11 protein-coding genes are annotated in these 10,559 nt (G+C 66.1%); 5 read left to right on the forward strand and 6 right to left on the reverse strand.

Features of this window, described 5'->3' with window-relative positions; all coding sequences use genetic code 11:
• Positions 1 to 43: 43 nt before the first annotated feature.
• From modA to QZZ33_RS10485, 5 genes are all read right to left on the reverse strand, one after another.
• Complete coding sequence (gene modA, locus QZZ33_RS10465; protein ID WP_291379940.1) at positions 44 to 748, reverse strand: molybdate ABC transporter substrate-binding protein; 705 nt, start codon at positions 746 to 748, stop codon at positions 44 to 46.
• 83 nt (positions 749 to 831) lie between these two features.
• A complete protein-coding gene (locus QZZ33_RS10470; protein ID WP_291379942.1) occupies positions 832 to 1,236 on the reverse strand; it encodes a TOBE domain-containing protein in 405 nt (134 codons plus the stop codon).
• Positions 1,237 to 1,304: 68 nt separating this feature from the next.
• The gene (locus QZZ33_RS10475; protein WP_291379944.1) at positions 1,305 to 2,042 is read right to left on the reverse strand and encodes a hypothetical protein; all 738 of its coding nucleotides are present in this window, start codon (positions 2,040 to 2,042) and stop codon (positions 1,305 to 1,307) included.
• Positions 2,039 to 2,578 (reverse strand): sigma-70 family RNA polymerase sigma factor, encoded by a 540-nt coding sequence (locus QZZ33_RS10480; protein WP_291379945.1) that lies wholly within the window; start codon positions 2,576 to 2,578, stop codon positions 2,039 to 2,041. The genes QZZ33_RS10475 and QZZ33_RS10480 overlap by 4 nt, the downstream gene beginning before the upstream one ends.
• Positions 2,579 to 2,673: 95 nt before the next feature.
• Entirely contained in the window at positions 2,674 to 4,251 is a 1,578-nt protein-coding gene (locus tag QZZ33_RS10485) for a helicase HerA-like domain-containing protein (RefSeq protein ID WP_291379947.1), read from the reverse strand.
• A gap of 60 nt (positions 4,252 to 4,311) precedes the next feature.
• Between QZZ33_RS10485 and QZZ33_RS10490 the strand changes: the two genes are divergently transcribed.
• Positions 4,312 to 6,093 carry a hypothetical protein gene (locus QZZ33_RS10490; protein WP_291379949.1) on the forward strand — a complete coding sequence of 594 codons (1,782 nt, stop codon included), beginning with the start codon at positions 4,312 to 4,314 and terminating at the stop codon, positions 6,091 to 6,093.
• A gap of 24 nt (positions 6,094 to 6,117) precedes the next feature.
• On the opposite strand, the gene QZZ33_RS10495 is transcribed toward QZZ33_RS10490, so the two are convergent.
• The gene (locus QZZ33_RS10495; RefSeq protein WP_291379950.1) at positions 6,118 to 6,642 is read right to left on the reverse strand and encodes a PH domain-containing protein; all 525 of its coding nucleotides are present in this window, start codon (positions 6,640 to 6,642) and stop codon (positions 6,118 to 6,120) included.
• A 101-nt stretch (positions 6,643 to 6,743) separates the two neighbouring features.
• Between QZZ33_RS10495 and QZZ33_RS10500 the strand changes: the two genes are divergently transcribed.
• The 4 genes from QZZ33_RS10500 to QZZ33_RS10515 form a co-directional block, all read left to right on the forward strand.
• Positions 6,744 to 8,327, forward strand: a complete 1,584-nt coding sequence (locus QZZ33_RS10500) for a circularly permuted type 2 ATP-grasp protein (RefSeq protein ID WP_291379952.1) — start codon at positions 6,744 to 6,746, stop codon at positions 8,325 to 8,327.
• The gene (locus tag QZZ33_RS10505; protein WP_291379954.1) at positions 8,321 to 9,244 is read left to right on the forward strand and encodes an alpha-E domain-containing protein; all 924 of its coding nucleotides are present in this window, start codon (positions 8,321 to 8,323) and stop codon (positions 9,242 to 9,244) included. The genes QZZ33_RS10500 and QZZ33_RS10505 overlap by 7 nt, the downstream gene beginning before the upstream one ends.
• Positions 9,241 to 10,077: a transglutaminase family protein gene (locus QZZ33_RS10510; RefSeq protein WP_291379956.1), complete on the forward strand. Its 837-nt coding sequence runs from the start codon at positions 9,241 to 9,243 to the stop codon at positions 10,075 to 10,077. The genes QZZ33_RS10505 and QZZ33_RS10510 overlap by 4 nt, the downstream gene beginning before the upstream one ends.
• 46 nt (positions 10,078 to 10,123) lie before the next feature.
• A partial coding sequence (locus QZZ33_RS10515) for a class I tRNA ligase family protein (RefSeq protein WP_291379957.1) occupies positions 10,124 to 10,559 on the forward strand: 436 nt, incomplete at its 3' end.

Consider the following 10,559-nt stretch of genomic DNA (forward strand, 5'->3'; position numbering starts at 1 on the left):
CACCCACAGCGAAAGCCACAGCGGCGACCAGTCGTCCACGGTCTCAGCCCTGCGTCTCTGGCGTCTCGCCGGGTAGCGCGAAGCCGTACCTGGCCATCACTTCGCGGCCCTCCGGCGAGCCGATCAGCTCGGCGAACGCCGTCGCGGCGTCTCCACGAGCACCCGTCGACGTGACCACGAGGGCCTGCTCGAGCGGCTCATGAAGCTCTGAGGGGATGAGCGTGTAGTCGCTCCCGTCGGCGATGGACAGCGAGAGTGCCACGATGCCCACGTCGGCGTTACCGGACTGCGCGATGCGGAACGTGTCAGAGATGTTCTCCCCGTACACGAGCCGGGACTGAACCTGCTCGTAGACTCCCGCAGACTCGAGCGCCTGCTGTGCGGCGAGGCCGTACGGCGCGTGCTCTGGGTTCGCGATCACCAGCCGCCGGTACTGCTGTTCCGTCAGGTCCTCGATCGAGCGGGGGAGTGCGACGCCCGTTGGGGCCCACAACACGATGCGCCCGGACGCATAGTCCGCCTTGGTGGTTGCGACGCCTCGACCGCCCTCGATCACGTCGTCTACGAACTCGACGTTTGCCGAGGCGAACAGATCAAAGGGCGCGCCGCCCAGAATTTGCTCGCGAAGCTGCCCCGATGACCCGAACGAGAAGGTGACCTTGGTGCCGGTTTCGGCCTCAAACGTTGCGCCGAGCTCCTCGAATGCCGGGCGCAGATCGCTCGCCGCCGCCACCGTGATTTCATCCACCGGTGGAGGGTTGCCGTCCGCTGTCCCACCGCACGCCGACATCAAGAGCGCGGCGGCGCACGCGAGCAGGGCCACGCGCCCTGTCATCTGGCCGCTGGCGGGGTGGCCTCGACCATCACAGTCGTGGCCTTGACCACGGCCGTCGCTACGGACCCCACCTCGAGTCCGAGCTCTCTCACCGCCTCCGAACTCATGAGAGAGACCACCCTGAACGGACCGCACTGCAGGTCCACCTGGGCCATGACGGTGTCGGCCTTGATGGCCGTCACCAGGCCGACGAATCGGTTGCGGGCCGATGTGAGGACGTCCGAGCCGCCGGCGGGCGGCTCTGACCTACCGGCGTAGGTAGCAAGGTCGGCGCCAGAGACCGTGGCACGCCCAGCGTCGTCCGTGGTGGTGGCGATGCCGTGGGACTTCACCCACCGACGCAGGGTGTCGTCACTCACGCCGACGAGCGCCGCAGCCTCCGAGATCCGCAATTGCGTCATGAATCCCACTATAGAGGCGCATCTGCGCTCTGCGGCTCCCTCGTCTCGTCCGTGGCCGGACCCGTGCGCTAACTCCCGGCGGGCGGTTCAAACATCGCGACCACTTCGACGGCGTTGGGGTTTGCCTCGCCGTCGCCCACGGAGACCAGCCGCCCGTCGACCAGGTAGTAGCGCACGCCCCACTCGGTGGTGGAGGACACGTGGCCGATGTTCTCCCACATGATGGGCCCGATGGCGTTGCTTCTTTCGCCGACGAGGTCGCCTTGATCGGAGACCATGGAAAACGCGCCGATGAACTCGCGGTCTGCATTCGGCCCTTCGAGGTCATACCCGTCGAGGCCGCCATTGATGGTCACGATGAACGCGTCGGCGGCCACATCGTCGATGCCCGGGTAATAGATCCCCGAGGGCGGGAAAGGAACCATCTCCTCCCCACCCCTAGTGGCGTAGTAGACGTAGAGCCTGTCGGTGGCGGTGGGGCCGTACACGGACTCGTCGATCGGAACCGGCACGAGCGTGGTGGTCACCTTGTTGGATTGAATCAGCGTCGTCGCCTCATCAGGCGTTGATGGAACCCCGCCAGCCGGATTGGTTGCGCCGGCAGACCACGCTTGGAACCCGTAGATCGTGCCAAGGGTCGCGAGGGTCGCCACCGTGCCGGTACCCGCATAGGTCGCCACTCTGCGGGTTTGGATGGCACGCCGGACAGGAGCGCCGTGTTCGCGGGCGAACGAGTGGCCCTCGTCAAGAGAGCGCTCGCGGTTCGCCACAGCTGACGTCAAGAGTTCATGCATGGTGGTGCTCATGGTCGTTCTCCTTTGGATGTGACCGAGACCCTGTCGGGCGACTCGGACCAGTCTTCGTTGAGGCGCAACACCGGTGCGAGTTTCTCGTAGGCATTGCTGAGGTAGCGCTTGACCGTGCCATCGGCCAGGCCCAATTGAGAGGCGATGGCCGCCGTGGTCATGTCGTCGTAGAAGCGCATCATCACGCACACGCGCTCGCGGGGCGAGAGCATTGCCAGCGCCGATTCGACGTCGAGCGGGGTGTCGAGGTCATGGCTGCGACCCTCCGCTGGTGCCGGTTCGCGGTCCAGCGCCCTGTGGAATGCGGCCCGCGACCGATGCCGATCGATCGCGAGCGTCTGCATGGTGCGGCGCACGTACTGCTCGGCCGCGTTGACGTGCGGGAAGCGTCGGCCGCGCCCAAAGGTCTTGACGATGGCGTCGTGAAGCAGGTCCTCCGCGTCAGTCACCGAACCCACCAGCACGGTCGCGTAGCTCAGCAGGCGTGGCGAACGCTCGCTCACGAGTTCTTCCACCATCGTCTTCCACGAACCCATGAACTACACCCCGCCCTTGTGACCTACGCGTGTGCCACGCATTACACAGACAACGGGCGTGCGGTCCTGTTTGGTTGTAGCAGGTGGCGGGTGAGTTAGCGCTTGAGCACCCCGAACACCGATCTCAGGATCTGGCGGCCCACCTCGCGCCCCGCCTGGCGGGCAAAGGTCTTGACGGGTTGCGAAGTCACCACCTTCTCCACCACGGACTTCTCCCGCCTCGTCGAGCGGGCCTTGGGAGCGTCGGCCTTCTTCTCAGCCTGTTCGGCGGCCTCTTGCTCGGCGGCCTCGACCGCCTCGGACCGCGCTGCCGCCTTCTCCGCGAGTTTCTCGTAGGCGCTCTCGCGATCCAGCACCTCGCCGTACGCCGCGGCTTGCGGGCTCGCCTTCACCACGTCATCGATCACGCCGTCAGGCGCGGGGTCCATGGAACCTCGCGGCGCGCACAGCCTGGTCCACGCGACGGGCGTGGGGGCGCCCTTGTCACTCAGCACCGTCACGGCGGCCTCTCCGATGCCCATGGTGGTGAGCACCTCTTCCAGGTCGTAGGGCGAGTGCGGGAAGGTGCGGGCCGTCGCCTTCATGGCCGTGGCGTCGTCCGGTGTGAAGGCGCGCAGCGCATGCTGGACGCGCGAACCCAACTGGCCCAGTACGTCGGCCGGGACGTCCTTGGGCGTCTGGGTCACAAAGAACACGCCGACGCCCTTGGAGCGGATCAGGCGCACGGTCTGGGTGACCTGGGTGAGGAAGTCCTTGGACGCGTCCGTGAACAGCAGGTGCGCCTCATCAAAGAAGAACACGAGGCGAGGCTTGTCCGGGTCTCCCACCTCTGGCAGGTCCGCGAACAAGTCAGCGAGCAACCACATGATGAACGTGGAGAACAGGTGCGGGCGGTCTTGGAGGTCGGGCAGTTCGAGGCACGAGATGATGCCGCGCCCGTCGGGGGCCGTCTTCAGCAGGTCCATCGTGTCGAAGGCGGGCTCGCCAAAGAAGTCGTCCGCGCCTTGAGCCTGGAGGTTGGAGATTTCGCGCAGCAACACGCCCGCGGTCGCCGACGAGACGCCGCCGATGTCCTTGAGCTCCGGCTTGCCCTCGTCGGAGTTCAGAAACTGGATGACGGCGCGCAGGTCCTTGAGGTCGAGCAGCGCGAGGCCGTTGGTGTCTGCCCAGTGGAAGATCAGCCCCATCGCCGATTCCTGCACGTCGGTGAGGCCCAGCACCTTGGCCATCAGCAGCGGGCCAAAGTCGGTCACGGTGGTGCGCAATGGCACACCCTTGCCGATGCCGCCTAGGGCGTAGAACTCGAGGGGATAGGCCTTGGGCGCCCACTCCTGGCCGATGTCGGCGGCGCGCTCGTCGATGAAGTCCTTGGGCTCGCCCTCGACGGCCATGCCGGACAGGTCACCCTTGATGTCGGTAACGAACACCGGCACCCCCGCATCGGAGAGCGACTCGGCCAGGCCCTGCAGCGTGCGGGTCTTTCCCGTGCCGGTGGCGCCGGCGACCAGGCCGTGGCGATTCATCATCTTGAGCGGCAGCCGGATCTGCGCGGATTCGGTCGCCTGCTCGCCCTGCACCAACGCGCCGATGGTGATCGACTCGCCCTTGAACGTGTAGCCCTCGGCCACCTTGGCTGCGTATTCGGGGGAGAGGGGATCGGTGTCAGCGCTCATGGTCGACAGCGTAGCGAGGGAGCACGGGTTCGCCCTATCACGAGCGACTAGGCTCGCCGCATGACGCAGAGCCGCAGCGACGCCACCGCGACGCTGCCAGCGCGAAGCCGCCTGCGGAAGGCACTCGTGGCGCGACGGCCAGACTTTGCATGGAACCCACCGCCGTGGCTGGCGGTTGCCGCCGTGGCGGTTGCCGCAGCGGTCCACATCTGGGTGGCGTGGGGACCCGCTGCCATCATGTTGCAAAGCGACGAGATCACGATGCTCGCTGAGGCCCAGGCCATTGCGCGGGGCGGCTCATCATGGGAGCTATTGAGCGCGGGCTACATGCCCGGTCTTGCCATCGTGTTGGCGCCGTTGTGGTGGTTCTCCAACGATTCGACCGTGGTGTTCCACGCCTCGCTCGGCGTGGTGGTCGCGTTGGCCATGGTGTCGATCATCCCGCTGGCCGCAATCGCGCGTCGTTTCGCGATGACGCGCTCGGCCGCCGTCATCATCGCGGCGCTCGTGGTGGCCGCGCCGTCCAGGGCACTGTTGTCCAACTACGTCTTCGCGGAGCACCTGCTCCTTGCGGTCACGGCAGCCACGTTCCTGGCCGCCTTACGCTACGTCGACAATCCGACGCGAGGCCGCGCGGTCGTGCTGGGAGTCGCGGGAGGCTCCACATTCCTCGTTCACGGGCGGGCCGTGGCGTTGGTGGCCGTCGTGGGCGTGTGGCTCCTCGTCAGGACCAGGAGAGACGGCGCGAGTGCCTGGCTCGCGGGCACCGTCATGGCCGGCGTGTCGCTCGCGTCGTACGCCCTCTACCGCTGGGCGGTCGGTGCGGTCGTGAGTGACGATGCACGTTTCGACGCACTGTCACAGGGCTTCTCCGACCGGTCAGTGGGCGAGTTCGTGGGCACCATGGTCGGCCAGGCCTGGTACGTCACCGCGGCCTGGCCCGCCGTGGCAGTGGTGGGAATCGGCCTGTTGATCCGCCGGCGTCGCCTCAACGGCGCGGCGATGCTGGTGCCGGCCAGCCTGGCCGCGACCTTGCTGCTCGCTGCCATACAACTCAACCCTCTGGCGGATGTCGACCAGGTGGCGCGGTTAGATCTGTGGGTCTACGGACGGTATCTCGACCACGTGGTGACCGTGGCCGTCGTGGTGGGCATCGCCACCATGGTGCGCGTGAAGTCGCGCATCCTCGTGTGGTTTCCGCTGGTCATGTCGGGCGCGGTGGCGGCCCTGTTCTTGGTGATGACTGTGCCCCACATGCCCGTAGGAGGGCCCTATCTCCACGGCCACGTCACTGGCATTGCGCACCTGCTCAACGACGACTACCAATACTCGGATATGTCGCAACCGTGGGTGCTGCTCGCGGCGGCAACGGTTGCCATCGCCCTACTGGTTGCCGTGGCGGGTCAGATCAAAGATGCGTTGATCCTGATATTCGCCCTGATGTGGCCGTTGCTGAGCGTCGCGACCGACGCGACGCACGTTGACCGCACGGAGGCTTATCTTCGAAATCTTCGGGGAATCGAGGCGCAGATCGACCTCTTGCCCGAGGGATCGGTGGTCTCCTACGACGGCACGGGCACCCGTTGGTACAACTTCGTGGTCTTCTACGCCCACCCTCACGACGTCGTCCTGTATGAACCGGCGCAGGGTGAAGACCCGGTCTCGGACGTGGTGTACGGGCTCACGTTCTCCAAGGACACTGCCGAGCGCGGCGGGATGCTGATCAAGGATGGCTACTTCCCGCTGGCCGGACTGTTTGTGCTTCCAGGCGACCTGTATGACGAGCTGGAACGTGAGGGCCGTCTGGACGCGCCGCCGTGGGTTGTTGAGGAGGGCGAGTAGCGCGCCCCGCGCACGCCGCCGCGACTAGCTGCGGGAGTGGTTGTCGTCGCCGTCGATGAGGTCGTTGAGTTCGTCGTACAGCATCGCGTGGACTTGCTCGACTCGCGGGATGTCGTCGAACTCGAGCGGCTCATCCGACGCGGACTCCACTATGAGCGTGCCGGTGCGGAAGAAGCGGTCGATCAACTCGTGACGGAACTGCACCGAGTTGATGCGCGCGATGGGGATGTCGATTCCCGTCTTGGTGAACACTCCCGTGCGGAAGATGAGCCGGCGGTTCGTGATGGCGAAGTGGGTGGTCGCCCACCTGACCATCGGTGCGATGGTCCACCACGAGAACGCCACCAACCAGACCACGCCAAGCGCAATCGTCAGCACCGACGCCCACAGGCCGTCAAGGTCCGACCCGCGGAGCAGCACGTAGAGCGCGACTGCGGCCCCCGTGCTCACGATCCCCACGAGAATGGGGCCGATGATCGTCTTCCAGTGCTTGCGCCGGTGAAGCAGCAGTTCTTCTTCTGGAGCGAGCCCGTTCTCGATGATTCCCATGAGGCAGAAACTAGCAGTGCGCGGGCTTGGGCGGAAGATACGCCTGGAAGTGCGCGGAAAAGCGAAACGCAGCGGATACATGACGCAGATACCCTGAGGGCATGGCCGCCGACGCTTCGACACCCTGGACCGGGTACTCGCCTGCGGCGGCGTGGGACGAGGCGGTCGACGTCAAGGGCGTGGTGAGAGACCCGTACGCGAAGGTCTATTCCGAGATCGACAAGATGTCTGGTGAGGACCTCCAGGCCAGGGCGGAGTCGCTCGCCAACACGTACCTCGCCCAAGGCGTGACCTTCGACCACGCGGGCGAGGAGCGGCCGTTCCCGCTCGACATCGTCCCCCGCGTGGTGGGCGCTGACGAATGGGAAATCATCTCGCCAGGCGTCGCGCAACGCGTGCGCGCCCTCGAGGCGTTCCTTGCCGACGTCTATGGCTCCCAGCGGTGCGTCACAGACGGCATCATTCCTCGTCGCCTCATCACCACGTCTCAGTACTTCCACCGCGTGGTGGGTGCAGTCGATCCGGCCAATGGAGTCCGCGTGCACGTGGCGGGCATCGACCTGGTGCGCGACCAACACGGCATCTGGCGTGTGCTGGAGGACAACGTGCGCGTGCCTTCAGGCGTCAGTTACGTGTTGTCCAACCGCCGGGCCATGAGCCAGATGTTCCCCGACCTCTTTGGCGCCATGGGCGTGCGTCCAGTGCTCGAGTACAGCCAGCGCTTGCGTTCGGCGCTCGCCAAGGCCGCACCAGAGGGCGTCGAGGACCCGTCGATCGTGGTGCTGTCCCCAGGCGTCTTCAACTCGGCGTACTACGAGCACTCGCTGCTGGCGCGCACCATGGGAGTGGAACTGGTCGAGGGCCGCGACCTGGAGACCCACGCTGGCCGCGTCTACATGCGGACGACGCAGGGGCGGCGCAGGGTGGACGTCATCTACCGGCGTGTGGACGACGAATTCCTGGACCCGGTGGTGTTCCGCTCCGACTCGGCGCTCGGAGCCCCTGGGATCATCCACGCGGCACGCCTGGGCAATGTCACGATCGCCAACGCCATCGGCAACGGCGTGGCCGACGACAAACTGATCTACACCTATTTGCCAGAGCTGACCCGCTACTACTTGGGCGAGGAACCAATCCTTCCCAATGTGGACACGTGGCGCCTCGAGGAGCCAGAGGCGCTCGCAGAGGTGATGGACCGCCTCAAGGAACTGGTGGTCAAGCCGGTGGACGGCGCGGGCGGCAAGGGCGTGCTGATCGGTCCGGCTGCCTCCAAGAGCGAATTGGACGCCGCGCGCGCCCAGATCCTTGAGGACCCGCGCGGGTGGATCGCCCAGCCCGTTATTCAACTGTCCACCGTGCCAACACTCACCGCTGAAGGGCTCGAGCCGCGTCACGTTGACCTGCGGCCGTTCGCCATCAACGACGGCGACGACGTCTGGGTGCTCCCTGGCGGCCTGACCAGGGTCGCGCTCCAGAAGGGTCAGTTGATCGTCAACTCCTCGCAGGGTGGCGGCTCGAAGGACACGTGGGTGCTTGGCGGCGTGCGCCACAGAGGTTCCGTGCCCACGCCCGAGTCGCGCGTGGAGTTCGCGGGCATGGTCCCGGTGCCGCAATCGGCGCACCCAGAGGACTACGTGCACGGTCAACAGCAAATGCAGCAACAACAGCAGGGGTCGCCATGCTGAGCCGGATTGCGGAGTCGCTGTTCTGGATTGGCCGCTACGTGGAGCGAGCCGACAACACCGCACGCCTGCTCGACGTGCATCTCAACGTGCTGCTTGAGGACCCGTGGGTGGACGAGCCGACCACCAATGCCTCCCTCCTGGCCGTGATGCACGTTCCCACCACGGGAACCGCGACCCGCGAGACCGTGCTGAAGACGCTGGCGACAGACCCCAAGCTGTCCTCCTCGATCACCGGCACGCTCGGCGCGGCCCGCGACAATGCCAGGCGCGCCCGCGAGGTGATCTCCACGGAGGTGTGGGAGTCGCTCAACACCACGTACATGCAACTGGGCGCGCGATCCAGGACGCCACGGCCCCACGACTTCCTCACCTGGGTGCGCGAGCGCGCCGCCGTGGTGTGGGGGCTCCACAGCGCGACCACGTCTCGCGACGACGCGTGGAACTTCATGGAGCTCGGTCGATCGCTGGAGCGTGCCGACATGATCGCGCGGCTGCTCATGATCAAGTCGCTTGCGGGCACCACCGGCCCCAATTGGACCACGCTGCTGCGCACGTGCTCCGCTCACGAGGCATACCTGCGCACGGTGAGGTCGCTCGTCACCGAGGAGCGCGCGGCGGAGTTCCTGCTCATCGACAGGCTCTTCCCGCGGTCGATCGCCTACAACCTGGATAAGGCGGAGACCACTCTCGCGCTCATCGAACCTGGACTGACCCGCAACTCGCTGACCGACCAGGCGCGACTCGCGCTCGGCAGGGCCCGCACCAACCTCGAATACCAGGCGATCGACGACATCCTGGCGGACCTTCCCGCTCAAATGCGCCAGGTGCAGCAGGCGTGCGCGTCGGCGTCCGACATCATCAGGGACAGGTTCTTCTTGCCGTCTTCCACCGTGATCTGGTCTCAGGAGGCGGTGTGAGCATCCTCAAGGTGGTCCACAACACCACATTCACGTACGCGAAGCCGATCTCCAGTTCCTACAACGAGGCGCGACTGACCCCAGCATGGCTGCCGCGCCAGCGCGTGCTCGAGTCCAAGCTTGAGATCCATCCGCTGTCGTGGAAGTCCACGTATCGCGACTATTGGGAGACCGAGGTGGTGGTCTTCGAGGTCACCGAGCCGCACACGTCGCTGTCCGTCACCGCCACGTCGCAGGTCGAGGTGCTTCCCGTCACGCACAAGGCCGACCGGGCGGGGTGGGACGCGCTCGAGGGCCCCATGTTCCAAGACCTCTTGTCCGAATACCTTGCCGCGTCCAACACGACGGAGCCGAGCGAGGACCTCATGGAATTCGCGCGCGAGCAGAAGGCGAAGGGCGGGCCCGATGCCGCGGCCCGCGCGATTTGTGACTACCTCAATTCCGAGATGCGTTACGTTCCTGGATCGACCCACGTTCACAGCCTCGCGAGTGATGCCTGGTCCGAGAAGTCGGGCGTGTGTCAGGACTTCGCCCACCTCGCCATCGGCGCGTTGCGAAGCATCGGCATCCCCGCGCGCTATGTGTCGGGTTACCTCCACCCCAAGCCCGACGCAGAGATCGGTGAGACGGTGCGGGGCGAGAGCCACGCGTGGGTTGAGTGGTGGACGGGGGACTGGTTCGGTTTCGACCCGACGAACGACAAGGAGGCAGGCGACCACCACGTGATCGTGGCGCGCGCACGCGAGTATCGGGACGTCGCGCCGCTCACCGGAGTGTTCGGCGGTTCGACGAGCAATCTCGAGGTGTCCGTGAAGGTTACCCTGCTCGGTTGAGGCCCCCAGCGTCGGCCGTTGTCGCCTGTCTCGCTAGAATCCTTGGGTGACTTCCCCCGAGACTTCCCTGGACGACGCGCGCTACGACTTTCACTCGATCGAGCAGCGGTGGCAACCGGTGTGGGCGGACAAGCAGCCGTTCCGGTCCTCCGACGCCGACGACGAGCGCCCGACCAAGTACGTGCTGGACATGTTCCCGTACCCCTCTGGCGACCTTCACATGGGCCACGCGGAGGCGTACGCGCTGGGAGACGTGATCGCGCGGTACTGGACGCTCAAGGGCTTCAACGTGTTGCACCCCATCGGCTGGGACTCGTTTGGCTTGCCCGCCGAGAACGCGGCGATCAAGCGCGGCGTGGACCCGGCCGGCTGGACAGAGGACAACATCGTCCAGCAGCGCACCTCGATGGAGCGCTATGCGTGCTCGTTCGACTGGGACCGCGTGCTGATGACGCACCGCCCCGAGTACTACCACTGGAACC

The organism is Demequina sp., from assembly GCF_016278775.1.
Lineage (GTDB): Bacteria > Actinomycetota > Actinomycetes > Actinomycetales > Demequinaceae > Demequina.

Coding starts and splice junctions, on each gene's coding strand:
- QZZ33_RS10480 (WP_291379945.1), bottom strand. CDS start 2,578: ATGGGTTCGTGGAAGACGATGGTGGAAGAACTCGTGAGCGAGCGTTCG.
- QZZ33_RS10485 (WP_291379947.1), bottom strand. CDS start 4,251: ATGAGCGCTGACACCGATCCCCTCTCCCCCGAATACGCAGCCAAGGTG.
- QZZ33_RS10495 (WP_291379950.1), bottom strand. CDS start 6,642: ATGGGAATCATCGAGAACGGGCTCGCTCCAGAAGAAGAACTGCTGCTT.
- QZZ33_RS10490 (WP_291379949.1), top strand. CDS start 4,312: ATGACGCAGAGCCGCAGCGACGCCACCGCGACGCTGCCAGCGCGAAGC.
- QZZ33_RS10475 (WP_291379944.1), bottom strand. CDS start 2,042: ATGAGCACCACCATGCATGAACTCTTGACGTCAGCTGTGGCGAACCGC.
- QZZ33_RS10500 (WP_291379952.1), top strand. CDS start 6,744: ATGGCCGCCGACGCTTCGACACCCTGGACCGGGTACTCGCCTGCGGCG.
- QZZ33_RS10470 (WP_291379942.1), bottom strand. CDS start 1,236: ATGACGCAATTGCGGATCTCGGAGGCTGCGGCGCTCGTCGGCGTGAGT.
- QZZ33_RS10505 (WP_291379954.1), top strand. CDS start 8,321: ATGCTGAGCCGGATTGCGGAGTCGCTGTTCTGGATTGGCCGCTACGTG.